Raw genomic sequence first — 22,581 nt, 5'->3', positions numbered from 1 at the left:
AAAGTGTGCAGCGGTTTTGGGACAACGACTTGCATAAATCGAAAATTGCCCCCGAACCCCGAGGATTTCAGGCCATGGCAACAGCAGCGGCAGTGTCGAACAAATTCGAATCCTTCTTCGAAACCACGCTGGAAGATGCCGATCCAGAGATTTTTGGCGCCATCCGCAACGAACTCGGCCGCCAGCGCCACGAGATCGAGCTGATCGCCTCGGAAAACATTGTTTCCCGCGCCGTGCTTGAGGCGCAGGGCTCGATCATGACCAACAAATATGCCGAGGGCTATCCCGGCAAGCGCTATTATGGCGGCTGCCAGTTCGTCGATGTGGCCGAGGAACTGGCCATCGAGCGCGCCAAGAAGCTGTTCGGCTGCAACTTCGCCAACGTCCAGCCGAACTCCGGCAGCCAGATGAACCAGGCGGTGTTCCTGGCGCTCTTGCAGCCGGGCGACACGTTCATGGGCCTCGACCTCAATTCCGGCGGCCATCTGACCCATGGTTCGCCGGTCAACATGAGCGGCAAATGGTTCAAGGTCGTCTCCTATGGCGTGCGCCAGGACGACCATCTGCTCGACATGGACGCCATCGAGAAGACAGCGCACGAGACCAAGCCGAAGCTGATCCTGGCCGGCGGCACCGCCTATTCGCGCGTCTGGGACTGGAAGCGGTTTCGCGAGATCGCCGACGCGGTCGGCGCCTATCTGATGGTCGACATGGCGCACATCGCCGGCCTCGTCGCCGGCGGCGTGCACCCGTCGCCGCTGCCGCATGCCCATGTCGTGACCACCACGACGCATAAATCGCTGCGCGGCCCGCGCGGCGGCATGATCCTGTGCAATGACGAGGACATCGCCAAGAAGATGAATTCGGCGGTGTTCCCAGGCCTGCAGGGCGGCCCGCTGATGCATGTCATCGCCGCCAAGGCTGTCGCTTTCGGCGAAGCGCTGAAGCCAGGCTTCAAGGTCTATGCCGAGAGCGTTGCCGCCAACGCCAAGGCGTTGGCCTCCAGCCTCAAGGAGACTGGTCTCGACATCGTCTCCGGCGGCACCGACAACCATCTCATGCTGGTCGACCTCAGGCCCAAGAACGCCACCGGCAAGCGCGCCGAGGCGGCGCTGGGCCGCGCCAACATCACCTGCAACAAGAACGGCATTCCGTTCGACCCGGAAAAGCCGTTCGTCACCTCGGGCGTGCGTCTCGGCACCCCGGCCGGCACCACGCGCGGCTTCGGCCAGGCCGAATTCCGCGAGATCGGCAAGCTGATCGCCGAAGTGCTGGACGGTCTCAAGGTTGCGAATTCCGACGAGGGCAATGCCGCTGTCGAAGCAGCGGTCAAGGCCAAGGTCGTGGCGCTGACCGATCGTTTCCCGCTCTATCCCTATCTGGGCTGACGCGATAGGAAGTCTTACGGCCTGCTGCAACGACAAGGGTGGCTGCCCTAGGCCGGGGCGGCCGGCAGGAGCCTTGATGATGCGACCATTTCGTTTCGCCGACCTTGGCGCCGTTGGCGCTCTGGCTGCTTTGATCGCCGTGCCTTTCCCCGGCATCGCCTTGGCGCAAACCGCCCCTGCTCAAGCCGCGCCCGCGCAACCCGCACCTCAGCCCGAGCCCGCGGCGCCCGCCCAGGCGGCACCCAAGCTCGAAACCTTCGGCAGATGGTCGACCCTGGTCGACGAGGCCGACACCGGTGAGGATCTGCGCAAGACCTGCGCGGCCTCGACCGCCTTTATCGGCGCTGGCGGCGAGAGCGGCGTTCTGACGCTCATCATCACGAATGGCGATGCTCTGCCGCCGGATGCCTACCCGTCCGTAACGATCGCCGTCGACAACAAGGCCTTGCCGGCCGGCAAGTCGGTTGCCGCCACCTTCGGCGACGACAAGGGCCGCGTCACTGCCAAGCTCCATTCCGATGGCGCCGTAAACGGCCGGCTCAGCTGGACCGTGGACAACCAGGCCAAGACCAGCCTGTCGCTCCTGCGCGCCATGCGGCGGGCATCGGTGCTTGACGTCTCCTTCGGCGACGCGCCGGTTGGAAGCATATCCATGGACGGCTTTACCAAGGCCTATCGAAGTCTCGGCACATCATGCGGATTTCCGACCGCCGACGTCGCTCCCTGAAGACATCGGTACGCTGTGCGGCCGCCTGGCGAGGCTGGCAATCCTGCTTGCGCCTCGCTATCTCTGTGCGACGAGGGCCTCTGAAGGGCGATTGTTGGCGACACTTTGCCATCGCTGCAAAAACCTCTAAGCCTTTCGCTTCACCAGATTCGCCAACCAAAGGCTTCTCCATGCGCTGTCCCTATTGCCAGTCAGAAGATACGCAGGTGAAGGATTCGCGCCCCGCCGAGGATGGCGCGGCGATCCGCAGGCGGCGCGTCTGCCCCGATTGCGGCGGTCGCTTCACCACCTTCGAGCGCGTGCAGTTGCGCGACCTCGTCGTGGTCAAGAAATCGGGCCGCAAAGTACCCTTCGACCGCGACAAGCTGCTGCGTTCGGTGGAGATCGCCGTGCGCAAACGCAATGTCGATCCCGAGCGCATCGACCGCGCGGTGACCGGCATCGTGCGCCAGCTCGAAAGTTCCGGCGAGACTGAGGTTGCTTCGGGAGAAGTCGGCCGGCTGGTCATGGAAGCGCTGAAATCGCTCGACGATGTCGCCTATGTGCGTTTCGCCTCGGTCTACCGCAATTTTCGCGAGGCCAAGGATTTCCACGAACTGCTGGGCGAGCTCAAGGGCGACGAAATCAAGGGTGAAGAGGAAGCCAGCTGAGCATGACTGCAAGCGAACAGGCCGCCCTTGATCGCCGCTTCATGGCGGCGGCACTCAGACTGTCGCGAAAAAATGCCGGGCGCACCGCGACCAACCCCTCCGTCGGCACGCTGATCGTACGCGATGACGGCAATGGCCCGATGATCGTCGGCACCGGCGTCACCGCTGTCGGCGGCCGCCCGCATGCCGAGACCGAGGCCTTGGCCGAGGCCGGCGACCTCGCGCGCGGCGCCACCGCTTACGTCACGCTGGAGCCTTGCGCCCATCACGGCCGCACGCCGCCTTGCGCCAATGCGCTGGTCAATGCCGGTGTCGCACGCGTCGTCGGTGCGGCCAGCGATCCCGATTCGCGCGTATCCGGCAAGGGTTACGCGATCCTGCGTGCCGCCGGTGTCGAGGTGGTCGAGAAGGTGTTGGCCGAGCAAGCCGCCGAGCAGATGGCCGGCTATTTGATCCGATCATTGAGAAAACGCCCGGAAGTGATTCTCAAGCTTGCGCTTTCCAGCGACGGTAAGATCGGCAGGGAAGGCGGTGGGCAGGTGTCGATCACCGGAGATATCGCGCGCCGCGAAGTGTATCTGATGCGGGCCGAGGCGGATGGCATACTGGTTGGTATCGGGACGGCCCTTGAGGATGATCCGGCCCTGACGGTGCGTTTGCCGGGGCTGGAGAACCGTTCGCCTGCCCGCATCGTGCTCGACCGCCAGATCCGGTTGCCGGAGGCCTCGAAGCTGGTTTCGGGCGTCGACCGGGTGCCGCTCTATGTCGCCGCTTGCCTGGAGGCCGATCCGCTGCGGCGGGCAGCACTCGAACGCGCAGGCGTGCGCTTCATCGGCACTGAAACACATGAGGGCGGCATCGCTCTGCCGGAACTGCTCGAGGATCTGGCCGCGCTCGGCATGGGCAGCGTGCTGGTCGAGGGCGGCGCCAAGGTGGCGAGCGCCTTCCTGGCCGATGGGTTGGTCGACCGCGTTGTGCTGTTCCAGGGGCCGGAAGCGATCGGCGACGACGGCATTGCATCGCCGATCGACGCCGACCATATCCCGGCAGGATTTCGCAAACTGCGCGACATGCGTTTCGGCGAAGACAGCTACGCCGAGTGGATAAGAGACCTCTAGGGATCAACACCAATGTTTACCGGAATTGTCACCGATGTCGGCACTGTCGCTTCCGTCGAGCCGCTCAGGGAAGGGGTGGGGCTGCGCATCGACACCGCCTATGATCCGCAGACCATCGCCATCGGCGCCTCGATCTCCTGCGGCGGTGTTTGCCTGACAGTCACTGCCTTGCCCGACAGCGGCTCGAACGCGCGCTGGTTCGAGGTCGAGGCTTGGGAAGAGGCGCTGAGGCTGACGACGGCCTCGGGCTGGAAATCCGGCACCAAGGTCAATCTGGAGCGGGCGCTGAAGATCGGCGACGAACTCGGCGGCCACATCGTTTCGGGCCATGTCGACGGCATGGCCGAAATCGTCGAGCGCAAGGATGAGGGCGACGCCGTGCGCTTCACGCTGGAGGCGCCGCGCGACCTGGCGAAGTTCATCGCGCCCAAGGGCTCCGTCGCGCTCGACGGCACCTCGCTCACCGTCAACAAGGTCGAAGGCACGCGCTTCGACGTGCTTTTGATCCACCATTCGCTGACCGTGACCACCTGGGGCGAGCGCAAGGTCGGCGACCGCGTCAACCTCGAGATCGACACCATGGCCCGCTATGCGGCGCGGCTGGTGGAGGCGACGAAAGAGGGGCTTTGATGACCAAGGACAGGGTGAATTCCACGCAGGAAGACAAGTTGATGCGTGAGGTGCAGGCCGATGTGAACACCGAGGAGCACTCGCCACTCGATCTGTCCGTCAACGACAGCAGAGTCTTCGTTGAAGCCTTGATCAATCCTCGATCGGTGAACGATCGTCTGCGCGATACCGTGCGTGGCTACCGTCACAATACAGGCGTGTGAGCACTGGAAACCAATAAGTTCTGCGGACCTTCGGCAACGTGGACAATCTTCCGCTTGCGATGAACCCGGCTTCGGCCTAAGTCACCGGCAACTCCCCGGAGACTTTTATGGCTGGTACATCCCAACACGGCAAAGCCTTCATTCGTCCGAAGGCGAAGGCGCATCTGCTCATTGTCGAAGCGCGCTTTCACGACGATCTTGCCGACGCGCTGCTCGATGGCGCGACAAGCGCGCTCGATGAAGCGGGCGCGACTTATGATGTCGTCACCGTTCCAGGTTCGCTCGAGATCCCCGCGGTGATTACCTTCGCGTTGGACGGCGCGACGGAAGGCGGCACGAGTTATGACGGCTTTGTCGCGCTCGGCACCGTCGTCCGCGGCGACACCTATCATTTCGACATTGTCGCCAATGAATCCAGCCGCGCGCTCATGGATTTGAGCGTGCAGGACTCGGTCTGCATAGGCAATGGCATCCTCACCACCGAGAACGACGCACAGGCGTGGACGCGGGCCAAGCGCTCGGAGGGTGACAAGGGTGGTTTCGCGGCGCGTGCGGCGCTGACCATGATCGCCCTCAAAGAACAATTGGGAGCGCGATCGTGAGCGAACCCGCTTCGCCCGGCCAGCCTGCGGTGCGCCACGCCAACAAGCGCGGTGCTGCCCGTCTGGCCGCCGTACAGGCGCTCTACCAGATGGATGTGGCCGGTAGCGGCGTCTTCGAGATCACCGCCGAATACGAGGCGTTTCGCCTTGGCAAGGAAGTCGACGGTGCGCTCTACCGCGAGGCCGATGCGCAATGGTTTCGCGCTATTCTGGCGGGTGTCGTCGAGAACCAGAAGACCATCGATCCGATCATCCGCCAGGCGCTGACCGAGGACTGGCCATTGTCGCGGCTCGATTCGACGCTGCGTGCCATTCTGCGTGCCGGCGTCTACGAGTTGATGAAGCGCGAGGATGTCCCCGTCGCGGTCATCGTCTCCGAATATGTCGACATCGCCAAGGCCTTCTACGAGGAGGACGAGCCGAAGCTGGTCAATGCCGTGCTCGACCGTGTGTCTCGCCGGGTGCGTGGCGAGGGGCGCGGCAAGGACGCATCATGACGGCCATCGCCCTCGATGCCGGTCAGGAGGCGCGACGCACGGCGCTGATCCTGGCCGCCTCGCAGGCGATCATCGGCTCGGCGGCCCCCATCGCCATCTCCGTGGGCGCGCTGGCCGGGCAATATCTGCTCGGTCCCGACAAATCATTGGCGACAGCGCCGGTCACCGGCTTCAACATCGGCGTGGCGCTCGGCGCGCTGCCTGCAGCGGCCATCATCCGCAGCATGGGCCAGCGCGGCGGCTTCATGACCGGAACGATCGTCACGGCGCTTGGCGGCCTCGTCGCCACGCTTGCGCTTTTTCAAAGCAGCTTCTGGCTGTTTGCCTTTGGCTTGCTCACGATCGGTGTCGGCGGCGCCTTCGTCCAGCAGTTCCGCTTCGCCGCTGCCGACAACGCACCGCCGGAATTCAAGGCGCGCGCCATCTCCTTCGTGCTGGCCGGCGGCGTCGTCACCGCCATCCTCGGGCCGCAGATCGTCATCTTCACCCGCGAATTGCTTGCGCCGGTCATGTTTGCCGGTTCGTTCGTCTCCATCCTGCCGCTGGCCGCCGTCGGCGCCATCGCCCTGTCGTTCCTGCGGCTGCCGGCGAAAGCATCCGGCAAGGTGGAGATCGCCGACAGCGACGCCAGGCCACTGGCTGAGATCGTCACGCAGCCGCGTTTCGTCGCCGCGCTTTTCTGCGCGGTCGGCAGCTATGCGCTGATGAGCTTCGTCATGACGGGCGCACCGCTGGCCATGGTCGGTTGCGGCCTGTCGGAGAACGACGCGACGCTCGGCATCTCCTGGCACGTCATGGCGATGTTCGCGCCAAGCTTCTTCACCGGCTCGCTGATCCATCGCTTCGGCGCCGAACGCATCGTGGCCACCGGCCTGATCCTGCTCATCGGCTGCGCCATTGTCGCTCTGTCGGGCCTGGCGCTGTGGCAGTTCTGGACGTCGCTGATCCTGCTAGGCCTTGGCTGGAACTTCGGCTTCATTGGCGCGACCGCGATGGTGGCCGCCACCTACCGGCCGTCGGAAAAGGGCAAGGTGCAAGGCTTCCACGACTTCGTCCTGTTCGGCTCCGTCGCCTGCGCCTCGCTGATGTCGGGCATGGTCTACAACGCCTGGGGCTGGGAGATGCTGAACTGGATAGTCTTTCCGGTCACCGTCCTGTGCTTCGTGGCGCTCGGCGCGCTCAAGCTGACGAGCGCGCGCCCGGTTTGACGCCAAGCCTATGCATCCGGCGGCAACACCTGAAGCACCCGCGCTATGAACATGTGGAACTCAGCCATGTAGCTGCGTAGGAAGTCCTCAGTGGATTCGACCGTCACTTCGCCGTCGGCCGTTATCAGTCCCGGCGTGAACTGGATATAAGCTTCCGGCGCATTCATCTGGGGTGAGTTGCAGAAGCTCAGAACGCTGCGCAGGCTTTGTTGAGCGACAGCGGTGCCCGGCGATGTTCCGATGACGGCGGACGGTTTGCGCGCGAATGAATTCTTTCCATAGGGGCGGCTGGCCCAATCGATCGCGTTCTTTAATCCGCCAGGGATCGAGCGATTGTACTCCGGGGTAACGAACAGAACGGCCTGAACGGAAGCGATCGCCTTTTTGAAATCCCGGGCGACCGGTGGGAAATCCGCATCATAATCGTAGCTGTAGAGAGGCAGATCCCTGAAGGCGATTTCCGTCATTTCCAGTTCCGGAGGAGCCAGTTGCACGAGCGCCTTCGCGAGCTTGCGGTTAATGGATTCCCGGGCGAGACTTCCGATGAGGTAACCGACTTTGTGTATGGCCATGACACGCTCTCCGTGTTTGCCACCCGCACCCTCATTGCATTATCCGCCAGATGGCGGCAGATCGCCAGCGCCGCCTCGAAAACGGCCTTTGGAACAAAAATATTGCGCTGATCCCCCTTCTTATGAAACCGTGTGCCCCGACTGGCCGTTGAAGCCATGCTCATATGCGGTCACCGCGTTTCGGTTCATAGCAAGGGGTTTCACAATGTTTTCAGTCAAGTTTCTGGCCGGCGCGGCATTGGCGCTCGGCATCACGGTGGCTTCCGCCAATGCCCAGGTGGTTGTCTCTTCCAAGATCGACACAGAGGGCGGCGTGCTCGGCAACATCATCCAGCTCGTGCTCAACGCCAACAACATCAAGACATCGGACCGTATCCAGCTCGGGGGCACGCCGGTGGTGCGCAAGGCGATCACCGCCGCCGAGATCGACATCTATCCCGAATATACCGGCAACGCCGCTTTCTTCTTCGAAAAGGCCGACGACCCGGTCTGGAAAGACGCCGCCAAGGCCTATGAAACTGCCAAGAAGCTCGACTACGACGCCAACAAGATCGTCTGGCTGTCGCCGTCGCCCGCAAACAACACCTGGGCGATCGCGCTGCGCAAGGAAGTCGCCGAGACCAACAAACTTGCCACGCTCACCGACTTCGGCAAATATGTCGCGGGCGGCGGTCAGGTGGTGCTGGCGGCTTCCGCCGAGTTCGTCAATTCGGCGGCTGCACTTCCGGCTTTCCAGACCACCTATGGCTTCACGCTGAAGCCGGACCAACTGATCACCCTTTCGGGCGGCGACACGGCAGCAACCATCGCAGCGGCCGCCAACCAGACCAACGGCGCCAATGCAGCCATGGTCTACGGCACCGATGGCGGCATCGCACCGTCCGGCCTGGTCGTGCTCGACGACGACAAGGGCGTGCAGCCGGTCTACCAGCCGGCGCCGATCATCCGCGAAGCGGTGCTGAAGGAACATCCCGAGATCGAGACGCTGCTGAAGCCGGTCTTCGCCAAGCTCGACCTCGTCACGCTGCAGGAGCTGAACGGTCGCGTGCAGGTCGGCGGCGAGCCGGTCAAGGGCGTCGCCGAGGACTTTTTGAAGAAGAACGGGTTTTTGAAGTAGTCAGTGACACCGGTGCAAGGCACCCCCCTCTGGAAGCTGCTGATCTCCCCCCTTGCGGGGGAGATGTCCGGCAGGACAGAGGGGGGTGCTGTCCCGCCGACCTCCCAACCCGTCAAAGGTGCGTGCCTCGACAGGGTTGCTTCTGAACAAGCCGACACCCGAAAGTTGGCGATCCTTCACACCCCCCTCTGGCCTGCCGGCCATCTCCCCCGCAAGGGGGGAGATCGGATATCGCGTCGGTTTTCGCCAATCCCCAAAGAAAGCTGCGCGATGTGGCAAATCGCCCCTCATGAGGGGCAACCATGACTCCCCGCTTCGACAAGCTCGGCGTGGTCATCGCCGCGATATCAGCCTACGCGGCTTTTGCCGCGCCCTTTGCCACGTTCCGTGCCAACCGCATCGTCCCCGGCCAGGCGCGCTCGATTCTCGAGGCGCTGCCGGCAACGACCGGGACGCTGCTGCTCGCCATCATTGTCGCCGCAGCACTCATCGCGCTGTTCAAGACACCACTTGTGCTGCGCCTTGCCGCCAGCGTGATGGCGCTTGCCGCGCTCGCGCTGCTGATCGGTGTCGCCGGAACATTTCTCACGCCGGCGGGCAACACCTTCGCCAGAGTTTCGCCAGCCTCCGGTTTCTGGATTCTGATCTTTGCCTTCACGCTTTTGCTCGCCGACGTGCTGACAAGGCTGAACCTGTCGCCATTGGCGCGGGTTGGCGTGCTTGTGGTCGCGGCTTTGGCGATCGGGCTGCTGTTGATTTCGGGAAGCTGGGACAATCTGTCGATCCTGAAGGAATATTTCAACCGCGCCGACAGTTTCTGGGCGGAGGGCTCCAAGCATGTGACGCTGGCGCTCGGTTCGCTGGCCGCCGCGGTGATCGTCGGCCTGCCGCTCGGCATCCTGTGCCATCGCGTCGAAAATCTGCGGGCCGGGGTTCTCAACGTGCTCAACATCATCCAGACCATTCCCTCGATCGCGCTGTTCGGCCTGCTGATCGCGCCGCTCGGCTGGGTTGCCGCGCATGTGCCGGGGGCTGCCGCGCTCGGTATTCGCGGCATCGGCACCGCTCCCGCCTTCGTCGCGTTGTTCCTTTACTCGCTGCTACCGGTGGTGGCCAACACGGTGGTCGGTCTCGCCGGCGTGCCGCGCGCGGCCAACGACGCGGCGCGCGGCATGGGCATGACCGACAGGCAGCGCCTGTTCGGCATCGAGTTTCCGCTGGCTTTTCCTGTCATCCTCACCGGCATCCGTATCGTTTTGGTGCAGAACATCGGCCTCGCCACCATTGCCGCGCTGATCGGCGGCGGCGGTTTCGGCGTGTTCGTCTTCCAGGGTGTGGGTCAGACGGCAATGGACCTTGTGCTGCTCGGCGCCGTGCCGACGGTCGCGCTCGCCTTTGCCGCCGCCATCATCCTCGATGCGGTGATCGAAATGACCGCCACCAAGCGCAGGGTTGAAACGGCATGATCGAGATCGAAGGCATCACTAAGCGCTATGACGCGACGACCGTGGTCGATGACGTGTCGATGGTCATCGAGCCGCGCACCATCGCCGTCATTGTCGGCACGTCCGGTTCCGGCAAGACGACGCTGCTGCGCATGATCAACCGGCTGGTCGAGCCGACCTCGGGCATCATCAAGCTCGACGGCGCCGACAATCGTTCGCTGCCCGGTTACGAGCTGCGCCGCAGCATCGGCTACGCCATCCAGGGCCACGGCCTGTTTCCACATCGCACGGTGGCACAGAACATTGCCACCGTGCCGGTGCTGCTTGGCTGGGACAAGGACCGTATCAAGGCCCGGGTCGACGAGCTGATGACGCTCTATCAGCTCGATCCCGAAGCCTTCGGGCCGCGCTATCCGCACGAACTGTCCGGCGGCCAGCAGCAGCGCGTCGGCGTTGCCCGCGCACTCGCCGCCGAGCCCAACGTGCTGTTGATGGACGAACCGTTCGGCGCCCTTGACCCGATCATCCGCACCAAGGCGCAGGAGGATCTGCTGGCGATCCAGAAGCGCTTCGGCACCACCATCATCCTCGTCACCCACGACATGGAAGAGGCCGTGCATATGGGCGACAAGATCGCGGTCATGGATGCCGGCAAGCTGGTGCAATACGCCAAGCCAGCCGAGATCCTGGCAAAGCCGGCAAGCGCCTTCGTCGAGACCCTGGTTGGCGCCAGCGAGAGGCCGTTCCGGTTGCTGTCGCTCGGCCGGGTCCGCGATGCCGTGGAGAAGGGCTCCGCCGAAGGCGAGGCGATCCCCGGCGATGCCAGCCAGCGCGACGCGCTGGCCGAATTGCTGTGGTCGGGCCGGCCGGCGCTGCCGGTCTCAGGCACCGACGGCAAGCCGCTTGGCCGCGTGACCATCGACGGGCTGGTGAAGCGCGCGGCGAGGCCGGCATGAAGGCCTGGCTTCCATCGCTGCTCAGGCTAGCCTTGGTGGTGCTGCTCGTTGCCTTCGTCACCAATCCGGGCTGGTTCGAGCCGCTGCTGAAGCCGCTGACCGAAAACCATGCGCCGGTGATCTACAATCAGGGCAGCCTGCTGACACTGACATTGCTGCATTTGCGCACGGTTCTGATCGCCACCGTGGCCGCAACCATCGTCGCGGTGGCGCTTGCCATCCTGGTCACCAGGCCGGCCGGCGCCGAATTCCTGCCGCTATCGCGCAGCCTGGTCAACATCGGCCAGACCTTTCCGCCGGTGGCGGTGCTGGCGCTTGCGGTGCCGGCCGTCGGCTTCGGCGAGAAGCCGACGCTGATCGCCCTGTTTCTCTACGGCCTGTTGCCGATCTTCGAAAATGCGCTGACCGGCCTGACGACGCTGCCGGCCAATGTCGTCGAAGCGGCGCGCGGCGCCGGCATGACCGGTTGGCAAAGGCTCACCAAGGTCGAGCTGCCGCTCAGCGCCCCGATCATTCTCGGCGGCATCAGGCTGTCGGTGGTGATCAGTCTTGCCACCGCGACCATCGGTTCGACCGTGGCAGCCAAAACGCTGGGCGAAGTGATCATCGCCGGGCTGTTGTCCAACAATCTCGCCTTCGTCCTGCAGGGCGGCCTGATCGTGGCAGCCCTTGCCGTGCTGATCTATGACGGTCTATCGGCGATCGAGCGCTACACGGCGCGCCGCATGGGCCGGGAGACCGAGTAGCCGCGTCTTGCGTCAAGGCCAATTTCAATCGATCTAATAGGAGAGTGCTAACGGCAGCCGCCGCTTGGCCCCAACCATTTAGGCGAAAGCCGGGCAAAAACCGAACAATATCTTGACGTTCGCAGCCCTGTTTCGCATACACCGCTGCGAAGAGGCGGATTCCGTGCACGGAATCCGGTCTTTGTCTCAACGGCCCAGGGAGGGGTTCTTTTGGGCCATCAATCGAGGAAAATCCGGCAATGACAATTATTTCCGCCGTCATCGCCTGCGGCCTGCTTTCAATCCTTTACGCCATCTGGGCGACACGTTCGGTCCTTGCGGCCGATCAGGGCAATGCACGCATGCAGGAAATCTCCGCGGCTATCCGCGAGGGCGCACAGGCCTATCTGGCGCGTCAGTACACCACCATCGCCATCGTTGGCGTCGTCGTCCTCGTGCTCGCCTGGTGGCTGCTGTCCATCACCGCCGCGATCGGCTTCCTGATCGGTGCAGTGCTTTCAGGCGCCGCCGGCTTCATCGGCATGCATGTCTCCGTTCGCGCGAATGTTCGTACGGCGCAGGCCGCATCGAACAGCCTCGCTGCCGGCCTCGACATCGCGTTCAAATCGGGCGCCATCACCGGCATGCTGGTTGCTGGCCTGGCCTTGCTCGGCGTTTCGATCTACTACCTCATCCTGACCCACTTCATGGGCCTCCAGCCCAATGATCGCATCGTCATCGACTCGCTGGTCTCGCTCGGCTTCGGCGCATCGCTGATCTCGATCTTCGCCCGTCTCGGCGGCGGCATCTTCACCAAGGGCGCCGACGTCGGCGGCGATCTCGTCGGCAAGGTCGAAGCCGGTATTCCCGAAGACGATCCGCGCAACCCGGCCACCATCGCCGACAATGTCGGCGACAATGTCGGCGACTGCGCCGGCATGGCCGCTGACCTGTTCGAAACCTATGCGGTGACCGTTGTCGCCACCATGGTTCTGGCTGCCATCTTCTTTGGCGGTACCGCCGTTCTGGGTGCAGCCATGCTTTATCCGCTCGCTATCTGCGGCGCCTGCATCCTGACCTCGATCGTCGGCACCTTCTTCGTCAAGCTCGGTTCCAACGGCTCGATCATGGGCGCACTCTACAAGGGCCTGATCGTCACCGGCCTGCTGTCCATCGTCGGCCTCGGCGTCTCCACCCATGTCACCCTCGGCTGGGGCGAGATCGGCACCGTCGCCGGCATGGTCATCACCGGCAAGAACCTGTTCATATGCGGCCTGGTCGGCCTCGTGGTGACCGGTCTCATCGTGGTCATTACCGAATACTACACCGGCACCAACAAGCGCCCGGTCAACTCTATCGCCCAGGCGTCGGTCACCGGTCACGGCACCAACGTCATCCAGGGCCTTGCGGTCTCGCTGGAATCGACGGCGCTGCCGGCGATCGTCATTGTCGGCGGCATCATCTCGACCTATCAGCTTGCCGGCCTCTTCGGTACGGCGATCGCCGTCACGACGATGCTCGGTCTTGCCGGTATGATCGTTGCGCTCGATGCCTTCGGCCCGGTCACCGACAATGCCGGCGGCATTGCCGAAATGGCCGGCCTGCCCAAGGAAGTGCGCCAGTCCACCGACGCGCTCGACGCGGTCGGCAACACCACCAAGGCGGTGACCAAGGGTTACGCCATCGGTTCGGCCGGTCTCGGCGCACTGGTGCTGTTTGCCGCCTACTCTAACGACCTGAAGTTCTTTGCCGCCAATGGCGACAAATATCCCTACTTCCAGGGCATGGGCGAGATCTCCTTCGATCTCTCCAACCCATACGTCGTCGCTGGCCTGATCTTCGGCGGTCTGATCCCGTATCTGTTCGGCGGCATCGCCATGACGGCCGTCGGCCGCGCGGCGGGCGCCATCGTCGAGGAAGTGCGCAAGCAGTTCCGCGAGGATCCGGGCATCATGGCTGGCACCTCGAAGCCGAACTACGCACGCGCGGTCGACCTGCTGACCAAGGCGGCAATCAGGGAAATGATCATCCCGTCGCTGCTGCCGGTGCTGGCGCCGCTCGTCGTCTATTTCGGCGTGCTGCTGATCTCGGGCTCGAAGGCGTCCGCCTTTGCCGCCCTTGGTGCCTCGCTGCTCGGCGTCATCGTCAACGGCCTGTTCGTCGCCATCTCGATGACCTCTGGCGGCGGTGCCTGGGACAACGCCAAGAAGTCCTTCGAAGACGGCTTTGTCGACAAGGACGGCGTCAAGCATCTCAAGGGTTCCGAGGCGCACAAGGCTTCGGTGACCGGCGACACGGTCGGCGATCCCTACAAGGACACCGCTGGCCCGGCCGTCAACCCGGCGATCAAGATCACCAACATCGTCGCGCTCTTGCTGCTGGCCGTGCTCGCGCACGGCTGATCAAAAGCATCCACTCGAAAACAGAACCCGCGGGAGCGATCCCGCGGGTTTTTTGTTGAAGCGATGACAACGTCGACCCTTCAGCGCTTCGCTTCGCCTGGGTCCTCCAGTGCGTGGTGTGCAAGCATCTCATCCAGGCTCGGCTCGCGTTTCCTTGGCCACGGCCACACCGGTGACCGATCCCCGTAACAAAAACCCGCAGGATCGCTCCCGCGGGTTTTTGGTCGCCTGAGATGATGAGGCTTCCGGAATGAAAGCCGAAAGGAATTAGACGCCGCCGCCCGGAATGCTGGGTGCCAGCTTGCTGGCACCGTTGATGATCTGGCTGAGGAAGTTCTGGTCCTTGCCGCCGGTCGGTGTGGTGCGCGAGATGAAGTCGAACATCTTGCCGTCCTTCATCCCGTAATTGGCGATCTGGGTGACGCGGCCATCGGCGCCGAAATAGACCGCCAGCACATGCTGGTCAATCAGCCGTGGCTTGTCGAAGGCGACGTAGCGCTTGCGCGTCTGCGAAATGTAATAGAAGGCCTCGTTGTCGAAGGTCGCGGTCGTCGACGGCGTGCCGAGCGCCAGAAGCACCTGCTCGCGGCTCGAACCGACCGGCACCAGGTCGATTGCCTGCTGGTCTATGACGTAACCTTGCGTCAGCGTCTCACTTGGGCTGAGGTCGCCGATCATCTTGGAGGTGTGGCAGGCGGACAGTGCCGAAACGATCATCAGCAGCGAGATCGCGCCGGCGGGCCTGGACGAGAAGGTCGACTTGAAATTCAGCGCGCGCAACAACAACTCCATTAGCTGGCCGCAACTTGCGCTGGGCCGCGAAACCGGTAAACCAGCTTGCTTGCCGATGCAACAAGCCCACTTCAACAAACGGTCCCCAGGAGACCATCCCCAATGTTCCAGCGCTTTTTTGGCCGCGAACGCTACGCCAACCGCGCTATCACCGAGGCGCTTTACGCACAAATCGTGGCGGCGGCGCGGCAGACCGTGTTTTATTCCCACTGGAATGTGCCAGACACGCCGCTTGGCCGTTTCGAGATGCTGTCGCTGCACATGTTCCTGTTCCAGCACAGGTTGCGCGGGGAGGGCGGTGCGGCGCAAGAGGTCGCCCAGGTGCTGATCGACGAGTTCTTCCTCGACGTCGACCATTCGTTGCGGGAATTGGGCATTGGCGACGTGGGCGTGCCCAAACGCATGAAAAAGCTGGCAAAGATGTTTTATGGCCGAACCGCTGCCTATGACGATGCCCTGGAAAGAAACGACCATGAAGGGCTGACCGCGGCTCTTGCCCGCAATGTCCGGCCCGACGCGGGCGCCTGGCTGGAAGCATCGCTGCTGGCCAACTATGTTACCGACGCGCGCAGTCATCTGGCCGCGCAGACATCCGAATCGATTGTCTCCGGCACGCTGACCTTTGCCGCCGCCAAGGAGGTTGAACAATGAAGCATGTTGACCCGCAAAGCCCGGTCTCCTTCCGGGCAAACGTTACGCGCCTGCCGCAGAAGGGCCTGCCGCTGGTTATCGAGGCCGATGCCGCGCAGCGTGCGGCACTGGCCGAGGAGCACGGGCTGATTTCGGTCGAATCCTATCGCGCCGAGCTTCTGGTCGCGTCGTGGAAGCGCAATGGCGTGAAGATAAGCGGTCGCGTCGAAGCCGACATCACCCAGGCCTGCATCGTCACGCTCGAGCCTGTCGAGGCGCATATCGACGAACCGGTCGAAGCGCTGCTGCTGCCCGAGGATTCCAAGCTTGGACGGCAGGGTTTCGATGGTGGCGGCGAGATCCTGCTCGACGCGGAAGGCCCTGACAGTCCAGAGACATTTTCCGGTGACACGATCGATGTCGGGGCAATCGCCGAACAGTATTTCGGGCTCGCCATCGACCCCTATCCGCGCAAGCAGGGCGCATCGCTCAACACCGGCAGCGAGAACGAACCGGCGGAGAATGAATTTCAGCAAAAACTGCGATCCTTGCTGGGAAAATCCTGAAAAGCTCGCCCGCGACGGAAAAGTCGGTTGTGCGGCAGCCCAAAACCGTTATTTTCGCCGAACCTTCGCGGTCGCTAAAGCGACCTGCCGCCTAACCGTGAGATAAATACCGCGTGATCAGGATTTCCATCGATGCCATGGGCGGCGATCACGGACCAGCCGTGGTCATTCCAGCGCTCATGACGGTCGCGACCCGTCGTCCCGACATCCGCTTCGTCATCTTCGGGCGTGAGGAGGTCGTGCGCCCGGAGCTTGCCAAATTTCCCAAGCTCGCCGAGATCAGTGAATTCTTCCATTGCGAAATTGCGGTCAGGATGGACGACAAGCCGAGCCAGGCGCTGCGCCACGGCCGCTGGAAGTCATCAATGTGGAAGGCCGTCGAAGCGGTCAAGGCCGGCACGGCCGACGCCTGCATTTCCGCCGGCAACACCGGCGCGCTGATGGCGATGTCGAAATTTTGCCTGCGCACCATGGCCACCATCGATCGCCCGGCGATCGCAGCCCTTTGGCCGACATTGCGCGGCGAAAGCGTGGTGCTGGACGTCGGCGCGACCATTGGGGCCGATGCACAACAGCTCATTGATTTTGCCATTCTCGGCACCGGCATGGCGCGCTCGGTCTTCGGCATAGCCCGGCCCAGCGTCGGCCTGCTCAATGTCGGCGTCGAGGAGATCAAGGGCCAGGAAGAGGTCAAGGAGGCCGGGCGCATGCTGCGCGAAGCCAACATGGCCTCGATGAACTATCACGGTTTCGTCGAGGGTGACGATATCGGCAAGGGCGTGGTCGACGTCGTCGTCACCGAAGGCTTTGCCGGCAACATCGCGCTGAAGACGGCGGAAGGCACGGTGCGCCAGATCGGTGGCTATCTGCGCGCCGCGATGAGCCGGACTCTGATGGCCAGGATCGGCTATATCTTCGCCAAGGGCGCCTTCGATCGCCTGCGCGAAAAGATGGATGTCGGCCGCTCCAATGGCGGCGTTTTCCTGGGGCTGAGCGGCATCGTCGTCAAAAGCCATGGCGGTGCTGATTCTGACGGGTTCGCCGCCGCGATCGAACTCGGCTATGACATGGTCCGCAACAACCTACTCGACCGCATCGAGGCCGATCTGGACCTGTTTCATGCGCGCAACCCGCGTGCCCTGTCAGCTAGGAAATCCGACGTCGTCACCGACGCAAAGGAATAGGAAAGAACTTTGATCAGATCAGTCGTGCGCGGCACGGGCGCCGCGCTGCCCCGCCGAATCATGAAGAATGCCGATTTCGAAGGCATGGTCGAGACCTCTGACGAGTGGATCGCCCAGCGTACCGGTATTCGCCAGCGACATATCGCTGGTGACGACGAGACCACGGCTTCGCTCGGGGAAGCAGCGGCACGTGCCGCACTTGCCAATGCGGGCCTCACGCCCGCCGACATCGATCTGATCGTGCTGGCGACCTCGACGCCAAACAACACATTCCCGGCCACCGCCGTCGAGATCCAGAACCGGCTCGGCATGCATCACGGCTTTGCCTTCGACCTGCAGGCGGTCTGTTCGGGCTTCGTCTATGCCGTGACCACCGCCGATCTCTACATCCGCGGCGGCCTGGCCAAGCGTGTCCTGGTGATCGGTTCGGAAACATTCTCGCGCATCCTCGACTGGAGCGACCGCTCGACCTGTGTGCTGTTCGGCGACGGCGCCGGCGCCATGATTCTGGAAGCAGGCGAGGGGGCGGGCACGATCGCCGACCATGGCGTTCTGGCGGCCAGCCTGCGCTCCGATGGCACGCACAAGGACAAGCTTTTCGTCGACGGCGGGCCGTCGACCACGGGTACGGTTGGCCATCTCCGGATGGAGGGTCGCGAAGTCTTCAAGCATGCGGTCGGCATGATCACCGACGTCATCGAGGCGACGTTCGCGCAAGCCGGTATCTCGGCCGATGATCTCGACTGGTTCGTGCCCCACCAGGCCAATAAACGAATTATTGACGCTTCCGCCAAGAAGCTCGGGATAGCTGAGCAAAAGGTGGTGGTTACGGTCGATTTGCACGGTAACACCTCGGCTGCTTCCGTGCCGTTGGCGCTGTCGGTGGCCGTCGCCGACGGCCGCATCAAGAAGGGCGATCTCGTCCTCCTGGAAGCGATGGGTGGCGGCTTCACCTGGGGCGCTGTCCTGGTTCGCTGGTAAGTGCCGAACGGTCCAGTTTCGGTCCTTGACCTTGACGGATCAATTACTTAGGCTCTGCCGTTGTTGTGCCGAATTTTATGTTTTGAGCTGATGGGACGGTCGCATGGGGGGAAAGACACTTACGCGCGCCGACCTTGCCGAGGCAGTTTACCGGAAGGTCGGCCTGTCGCGCACTGAATCGGCCGAGCTCGTCGAAGCGGTGCTGGATGAAATCTGCGAAGCCATCGTGCGCGGCGAAACGGTGAAGCTGTCGTCCTTCGCGACATTCCACGTCCGCTCCAAGAACGAACGCATCGGCCGCAATCCCAAGACCGGCGAGGAAGTGCCGATCCTGCCGCGTCGGGTGATGACCTTCAAGTCGTCGAATGTGCTGAAGAGCCGTATCTTGCGCTCCCATCAGAGCGGCAAGGCCAAAAGCGGCAAGTAGTCCATTGCGCGGTTGAAAACTGCCGCCGCCATGACGCCGGGCTTGAATATTGCTTCATAAACCGCTGAAATAAGCCCCGATTCGGCAGGTAGGCCGGATCATCGTCCAGCGTGAGGATTCGCCCATGGACAAGAGCCCCGACGCCTTTCGTACCATCAGCGAGGTCGCCGAAGATCTCGATCTGCCGCAGCATGTGCTGCGTTTCTGGGAAACGCGTTTCAACCAGATCAAGCCGATGAAGCGCGGCGGCGGCCGTCGTTACTACCGGCCGCAGGATGTCGAACTGATCAAGGGCATTCGCCACATGCTCTACGACCAGGGCTACACCATCAAGGGCGTGCAGAAGCTGTTGCGCGAGAACGGCAACCATTTCCTGGTTGCCATCGGCAATGGCGACATGGCCGCCGTCGAGGCGATCTCACAGCGAAGGCAGGCTGACCAAGTGCCGCTGACGCCGGCGGCCCAGCCGCGTGGCATGGACGACGAACTGGTCGGCCAGCCGCGGGTGAAGCCCAGCCGCCGCTTTTTCGGCCTGGGCAAGAGCGACGAGGACGGTCCGGTGCAGCCGGATGCATCGAAACTCTCGCGCGACAACAGGGCCTTGCTGCAGGAGGCGCTGTTCGACCTCCTGGAATGCAAGCGCCTGCTTGACCAGGTGCGCTGACCGCAGCCCGACGCGACATCGATAGTTCGAAACCGGAACCCGTCTTCCGGTGAGGCGTTACGTTTCCTTCTGCAAGTGAAGGAAACACATCATGGCATCATTTTCGACCCTCTCGGACATCGATCTCGACAGGCAGGTCGCGGTTCTCAGCAAGGAACTGGCCAGCTTGAAGAGGGCTGTGGCGAAGCGAGGCGGCGCCTACTACGAGGACGGTCGCGATGCCGCGCTCGACACCTATTCCGATCTTGCCGGCCGCCTGCACGATGCCATGCCTGCAATCCGCAAACAGGGCAGGGTGATCGAGAAGTCGGCCCGCGACCATCCGGCGGCTGCCGCCGCGGTGGGCCTTGTGGTGCTCGGTCTTGTCGCCAGTCTGCTGTTCAGCCGGCGCTGAATTCTAAAACCCAAATCCCACAGATACGAGCAAGAAGAAGTGACGGCTCGCCCTAAGGTGATCCGTCATTTTCCTTGCGATCGGCCATGTCTGTTGTCGCTCCGGCATCTGGCGAGGAGCGTGTCGGCATAGAGGCGCCCAGCACCTCTGTGTCGCCGGCGCAGGAATGCGGATTGGTCAAGCCGCCAGGGCCGCTCGATTTCGCCGGTGAACGCCGGATTGGTGGTGGTGCCATAGCCAGCGCCGGGATAGACGACGATCTCACCGGCGTCGCGCATTGGATTTGCGTGAATTGTCGATCCGCGATCGAGCCTCGCGGGGCGGAGTAGCCGGCCTTGGACAGGAAGCCAAGGCCGGTCTTCTCGGTGGCGGTCTGCGGAGCTTAGGCCTTGTTTCCGATCACATGGTGGTGGTGGCGGTGATGATGGTGGTGGCGGACATGGTGGCGATGATGATGGTGGTGACGATGGTGGTGACGATGATGCTTTGCCATCGGGGCGGCATCCGCACTCGTCGCACCGATGACGGGCACCGTGAAAGCCAATGCAACTGCAAGCCCGAGGGCCGAGAGGAGGGACTTCTTCATGGATCGTTTCCTTTTGTTTCGCGGGCGTATGGATCGGGGCGATAGCCCGGCCGCCGCGAATGGAATTACGCGCCTAAATTTTTTCGTCAGTATTTCCCGATTGTAGAATTTTGTTTCTGTACTGTTTCTGCCCAATTCAGCCTCCCGCCACCATGCACGGCAAGATCGAGAGGCGGCCATTGGCCGCCCGTCCCACTACATCGGCGGCACGACGCCGTTGTTTCCGACCACGACGCGGCTGGCGCTCAGCGCGCCGTCACTGCCCCGCTCAACGGTGACAAAGACCGTCGCACCCGGCTTGAGGTCGGTCGGCGTCGCCGGCGCGAAGGTCACGACGGGCGTGGTGTCGGGGATCGAAATCTTCTTGGTCTGGCCATTGTCATAGGTCAGCGTGACCGATCGCCCGCTTATGTCGGTAACGTCGGCGACTGTGCCGTTGGTCATCCGGCTGTTTGGCTGCAGGTCCCAGGGGCGGTCACCCTCGCCAGTGCCTTTCAGCGCGGCCGGAAAGACCACCACCTCCAGGGCGCCGCTGCCGCCATCCGCTTTCGAAACGGAGGCAATGCCGAGGAAATCCCCCTGCTTAATGCCCTTTGCCGAGGCGTTGGCGACGCCCGAGATCTTCCAGCCGGCCTTGAGCTTGATCGCGTCGGTATCGCCCCGGCGGGTTTTCACGGTGAGCAGCGTGGGCTCAAAACTGACCACCGTGCCGCGCACACGCAGCGCGTCTGCGGCTTGGGCGGCGCCCGCGCCGGCGACGGAAAGGCTGGAAATCGTGCCGAGCACGACCATGACTGTCTTCAAGTTCATTGCAAAAAATCCTTCCGGGAACGAGCTGGCTGGAACCGGATGGTTTCACGCCAGCGACCCGGAGATAACGAATGGGCGCGGCGAAACTGCCGGCAAAAGCCCGATCAGGCCTTCAAAACAACTTGATCGCGACGTGTACGCGAGAGGATCGCGCCAAGCACCTGGTTCACGATCCCGTGACGGCCCTTTTGGCTCTTGGCAAATCGCCGGCGAGAGGGCATCTTCCCGACCGTCTCAGGCAACACTCCTCATTTGATCAAACTCTTTCAGTCATGGAGTTGCCAATGCCCCATAATGCGAAAAGCGAACCCCACTCCGAACCGGCAACCAACGGGAGCGGGCCAGATTACAACACCCTCAGAGCGATGCGGGAGACCCGCGGTTACAGCGTGGAAGAGCTCTCCCTGACATGCGGCCTGGCGGTGGACGAAATTGAGGATATCGAAAGCGGGAGAGTGACCGACCCGTCGAAGCTGCGTCGTATTGTGTCCGCGCTTCACCTTCCCCAGGAGGCCCTGATCACCCCGGCTGCGCCGACGCCGGCGGCGCAAGGTCGATCGCTGGCTTAGATCCGCACCACGCATTCCAAAGAAACCCGCCAAGGCTCAGCGGGTTTCTTTGTACCTGCCGCAGCCTCTGCTTCAGCCTGGGGCTTGCCGATCCGTCTATCGCACGTGCTTATGCGTGCTGCGGCCGTGGCTGCTGGACCGTAATCCGCCGTCCATAACGTTTTTGAACCGTCGGTTTTTCGATATGAGCCTGGAATCCGTTCGTGCCTTCTTCGCCACCCATGCGCCCGACATCCATGTCATCGTCACGCAGGCGAGCTCGGCGACGGTGGCCCTGGCGGCTGAGGCGCATGGCGTGCTGCCGGCCCAGATCGCCAAGACGATCTGCCTGCGCGTCGGCGACCGCACCATGCTGGTGGTGACCAGCGGCATCGCCAGGCTGGACAACCGTAAGTTCAAGGACCAGTTCGGCGGCAAGCCGCGTATGCTCGACGCCACCGAGGTTGTCGAAGCAACCAGCCATCCGGTCGGCGGCGTCTGCCCGTTCGGCCTGCCGGCGCCGCTGCCGGTCTATTGCGACGTGTCGCTGCGTGAGTTTGAAGAGGTGGTGCCTGCGGCAGGCGCCACCAACGCCGCGGTGCGGATTGCACCGCAGCGCATGGTCGATCTCACCGGCGCTGAATGGGTGGATGTCTGTCAGGGCTAGAGCGTTTCATATTTTGACGGAAGCGTAGCCTGCGTTTTCGAAGTAGTTCTTGCATTCGGCTGCCTCGATGGTTTCGACGAGGTGGCCGATGT

At 63.1% G+C, this 22,581-nt stretch carries 27 protein-coding genes; 23 read left to right on the top strand and 4 right to left on the bottom strand.

The window, feature by feature from the left end; all coding sequences use genetic code 11:
- The first annotated feature begins 74 nt into the window (after nucleotides 1–74).
- From glyA to NKJ11_RS04210, 9 genes are all read left to right on the top strand, one after another.
- Nucleotides 75–1,388, top strand: a complete 1,314-nt coding sequence (gene glyA / locus NKJ11_RS04250) for a serine hydroxymethyltransferase (RefSeq protein ID WP_352792744.1) — start codon at nucleotides 75–77, stop codon at nucleotides 1,386–1,388.
- A gap of 76 nt (nucleotides 1,389–1,464) precedes the next feature.
- Nucleotides 1,465–2,115 carry a hypothetical protein gene (locus tag NKJ11_RS04245; RefSeq protein ID WP_352792743.1) on the top strand — a complete coding sequence of 217 codons (651 nt, stop codon included), beginning with the start codon at nucleotides 1,465–1,467 and terminating at the stop codon, nucleotides 2,113–2,115.
- 170 nt (nucleotides 2,116–2,285) lie between these two features.
- On the top strand, nucleotides 2,286–2,765 hold the full coding sequence (gene nrdR / locus NKJ11_RS04240; RefSeq protein ID WP_023810227.1) for a transcriptional regulator NrdR: 480 nt from the start codon (nucleotides 2,286–2,288) through the stop codon (nucleotides 2,763–2,765).
- Between the two features lie 2 nt (nucleotides 2,766–2,767).
- Entirely contained in the window at nucleotides 2,768–3,883 is a 1,116-nt protein-coding gene (gene ribD, locus NKJ11_RS04235; protein ID WP_023810228.1) for a bifunctional diaminohydroxyphosphoribosylaminopyrimidine deaminase/5-amino-6-(5-phosphoribosylamino)uracil reductase RibD, read from the top strand.
- Nucleotides 3,884–3,895: 12 nt separating this feature from the next.
- Nucleotides 3,896–4,513: a riboflavin synthase gene (locus tag NKJ11_RS04230; RefSeq protein WP_023810229.1), complete on the top strand. Its 618-nt coding sequence runs from the start codon at nucleotides 3,896–3,898 to the stop codon at nucleotides 4,511–4,513.
- Nucleotides 4,513–4,716: a type II toxin -antitoxin system TacA 1-like antitoxin gene (locus NKJ11_RS04225; RefSeq protein ID WP_352792742.1), complete on the top strand. Its 204-nt coding sequence runs from the start codon at nucleotides 4,513–4,515 to the stop codon at nucleotides 4,714–4,716. The genes NKJ11_RS04230 and NKJ11_RS04225 overlap by 1 nt, the downstream gene beginning before the upstream one ends.
- A gap of 107 nt (nucleotides 4,717–4,823) precedes the next feature.
- Nucleotides 4,824–5,318, top strand: coding sequence for a 6,7-dimethyl-8-ribityllumazine synthase (gene ribH / locus NKJ11_RS04220; protein ID WP_128305717.1), 495 nt, complete (start codon nucleotides 4,824–4,826; stop codon nucleotides 5,316–5,318).
- A complete protein-coding gene (nusB, locus tag NKJ11_RS04215) occupies nucleotides 5,315–5,815 on the top strand; it encodes a transcription antitermination factor NusB (protein ID WP_023798402.1) in 501 nt (166 codons plus the stop codon). The genes ribH and nusB overlap by 4 nt, the downstream gene beginning before the upstream one ends.
- Nucleotides 5,812–7,023 carry an MFS transporter gene (locus NKJ11_RS04210; protein WP_352792741.1) on the top strand — a complete coding sequence of 404 codons (1,212 nt, stop codon included), beginning with the start codon at nucleotides 5,812–5,814 and terminating at the stop codon, nucleotides 7,021–7,023. Before nusB ends, NKJ11_RS04210 begins: the two co-directional genes overlap by 4 nt.
- Before the next feature lie 8 nt (nucleotides 7,024–7,031).
- On the opposite strand, the gene NKJ11_RS04205 is transcribed toward NKJ11_RS04210, so the two are convergent.
- Nucleotides 7,032–7,595 carry an NADPH-dependent FMN reductase gene (locus NKJ11_RS04205; protein ID WP_352792740.1) on the bottom strand — a complete coding sequence of 188 codons (564 nt, stop codon included), beginning with the start codon at nucleotides 7,593–7,595 and terminating at the stop codon, nucleotides 7,032–7,034.
- A 205-nt stretch (nucleotides 7,596–7,800) separates the two neighbouring features.
- On the opposite strand from NKJ11_RS04205, the gene osmF reads away from it, so the two are divergent.
- The 5 genes from osmF to NKJ11_RS04180 all read left to right on the top strand — a co-directional run bounded on the left by osmF (nucleotide 7,801) and on the right by NKJ11_RS04180 (nucleotide 14,240).
- Complete coding sequence (gene osmF / locus NKJ11_RS04200) at nucleotides 7,801–8,712, top strand: glycine betaine ABC transporter substrate-binding protein OsmF (RefSeq protein WP_352792739.1); 912 nt, start codon at nucleotides 7,801–7,803, stop codon at nucleotides 8,710–8,712.
- A gap of 302 nt (nucleotides 8,713–9,014) precedes the next feature.
- Nucleotides 9,015–10,178, top strand: coding sequence for an ABC transporter permease (locus NKJ11_RS04195; protein WP_023810234.1), 1,164 nt, complete (start codon nucleotides 9,015–9,017; stop codon nucleotides 10,176–10,178).
- Nucleotides 10,175–11,113: an ABC transporter ATP-binding protein gene (locus NKJ11_RS04190; protein WP_023810235.1), complete on the top strand. Its 939-nt coding sequence runs from the start codon at nucleotides 10,175–10,177 to the stop codon at nucleotides 11,111–11,113. Before NKJ11_RS04195 ends, NKJ11_RS04190 begins: the two co-directional genes overlap by 4 nt.
- On the top strand, nucleotides 11,110–11,859 hold the full coding sequence (locus tag NKJ11_RS04185; protein WP_352792737.1) for an ABC transporter permease: 750 nt from the start codon (nucleotides 11,110–11,112) through the stop codon (nucleotides 11,857–11,859). The genes NKJ11_RS04190 and NKJ11_RS04185 overlap by 4 nt, the downstream gene beginning before the upstream one ends.
- A gap of 239 nt (nucleotides 11,860–12,098) precedes the next feature.
- Entirely contained in the window at nucleotides 12,099–14,240 is a 2,142-nt protein-coding gene (locus NKJ11_RS04180; RefSeq protein ID WP_352792736.1) for a sodium-translocating pyrophosphatase, read from the top strand.
- A 267-nt stretch (nucleotides 14,241–14,507) separates the two neighbouring features.
- On the opposite strand, the gene NKJ11_RS04175 is transcribed toward NKJ11_RS04180, so the two are convergent.
- Nucleotides 14,508–15,020 carry an outer membrane protein assembly factor BamE gene (locus tag NKJ11_RS04175; RefSeq protein ID WP_023810238.1) on the bottom strand — a complete coding sequence of 171 codons (513 nt, stop codon included), beginning with the start codon at nucleotides 15,018–15,020 and terminating at the stop codon, nucleotides 14,508–14,510.
- Nucleotides 15,021–15,134: 114 nt separating this feature from the next.
- Here NKJ11_RS04175 and NKJ11_RS04170 point away from each other — a divergent pair, with 114 nt between their 5' ends.
- The 7 genes from NKJ11_RS04170 to NKJ11_RS04140 all read left to right on the top strand — a co-directional run bounded on the left by NKJ11_RS04170 (nucleotide 15,135) and on the right by NKJ11_RS04140 (nucleotide 19,878).
- Nucleotides 15,135–15,683, top strand: a complete 549-nt coding sequence (locus NKJ11_RS04170) for a ubiquinol-cytochrome C chaperone family protein (protein ID WP_352761503.1) — start codon at nucleotides 15,135–15,137, stop codon at nucleotides 15,681–15,683.
- On the top strand, nucleotides 15,680–16,228 hold the full coding sequence (locus tag NKJ11_RS04165; protein ID WP_023810240.1) for a YceD family protein: 549 nt from the start codon (nucleotides 15,680–15,682) through the stop codon (nucleotides 16,226–16,228). The genes NKJ11_RS04170 and NKJ11_RS04165 overlap by 4 nt, the downstream gene beginning before the upstream one ends.
- A 113-nt stretch (nucleotides 16,229–16,341) precedes the next feature.
- Nucleotides 16,342–17,412 carry a phosphate acyltransferase PlsX gene (gene plsX, locus NKJ11_RS04160; RefSeq protein WP_023810241.1) on the top strand — a complete coding sequence of 357 codons (1,071 nt, stop codon included), beginning with the start codon at nucleotides 16,342–16,344 and terminating at the stop codon, nucleotides 17,410–17,412.
- Nucleotides 17,413–17,421: 9 nt separating this feature from the next.
- Nucleotides 17,422–18,393, top strand: a complete 972-nt coding sequence (locus NKJ11_RS04155; protein WP_023810242.1) for a beta-ketoacyl-ACP synthase III — start codon at nucleotides 17,422–17,424, stop codon at nucleotides 18,391–18,393.
- Between the two features lie 103 nt (nucleotides 18,394–18,496).
- A complete protein-coding gene (locus NKJ11_RS04150) occupies nucleotides 18,497–18,820 on the top strand; it encodes an integration host factor subunit alpha (RefSeq protein WP_013532231.1) in 324 nt (107 codons plus the stop codon).
- Between the two features lie 124 nt (nucleotides 18,821–18,944).
- Nucleotides 18,945–19,484, top strand: a complete 540-nt coding sequence (locus NKJ11_RS04145; RefSeq protein WP_023810244.1) for a MerR family transcriptional regulator — start codon at nucleotides 18,945–18,947, stop codon at nucleotides 19,482–19,484.
- A 91-nt stretch (nucleotides 19,485–19,575) separates the two neighbouring features.
- Nucleotides 19,576–19,878 carry a hypothetical protein gene (locus tag NKJ11_RS04140; RefSeq protein ID WP_352629796.1) on the top strand — a complete coding sequence of 101 codons (303 nt, stop codon included), beginning with the start codon at nucleotides 19,576–19,578 and terminating at the stop codon, nucleotides 19,876–19,878.
- A gap of 65 nt (nucleotides 19,879–19,943) precedes the next feature.
- Here NKJ11_RS04140 and NKJ11_RS04135 read toward each other — a convergent pair whose 3' ends face one another.
- Both NKJ11_RS04135 and NKJ11_RS04130 read right to left on the bottom strand, forming a co-directional pair.
- Nucleotides 19,944–20,156 (bottom strand): hypothetical protein, encoded by a 213-nt coding sequence (locus NKJ11_RS04135; protein WP_352629799.1) that lies wholly within the window; start codon nucleotides 20,154–20,156, stop codon nucleotides 19,944–19,946.
- Nucleotides 20,157–20,659: 503 nt separating this feature from the next.
- Nucleotides 20,660–21,274 carry a hypothetical protein gene (locus tag NKJ11_RS04130; protein WP_352774728.1) on the bottom strand — a complete coding sequence of 205 codons (615 nt, stop codon included), beginning with the start codon at nucleotides 21,272–21,274 and terminating at the stop codon, nucleotides 20,660–20,662.
- Between the two features lie 71 nt (nucleotides 21,275–21,345).
- On the opposite strand from NKJ11_RS04130, the gene NKJ11_RS33815 reads away from it, so the two are divergent.
- The gene (locus tag NKJ11_RS33815) at nucleotides 21,346–21,843 is read left to right on the top strand and encodes a helix-turn-helix domain-containing protein (RefSeq protein WP_502902004.1); all 498 of its coding nucleotides are present in this window, start codon (nucleotides 21,346–21,348) and stop codon (nucleotides 21,841–21,843) included.
- Between the two features lie 184 nt (nucleotides 21,844–22,027).
- Nucleotides 22,028–22,489, top strand: coding sequence for a YbaK/EbsC family protein (locus tag NKJ11_RS04120; protein WP_352774730.1), 462 nt, complete (start codon nucleotides 22,028–22,030; stop codon nucleotides 22,487–22,489).
- Nucleotides 22,490–22,581: the final 92 nt, after the last annotated feature.

The organism is Mesorhizobium sp. M0243, assembly GCF_040321775.1.
Taxonomy (GTDB): domain Bacteria; phylum Pseudomonadota; class Alphaproteobacteria; order Rhizobiales; family Rhizobiaceae; genus Mesorhizobium.
This window is presented reverse-complemented; position numbering and strand designations above follow the sequence as displayed.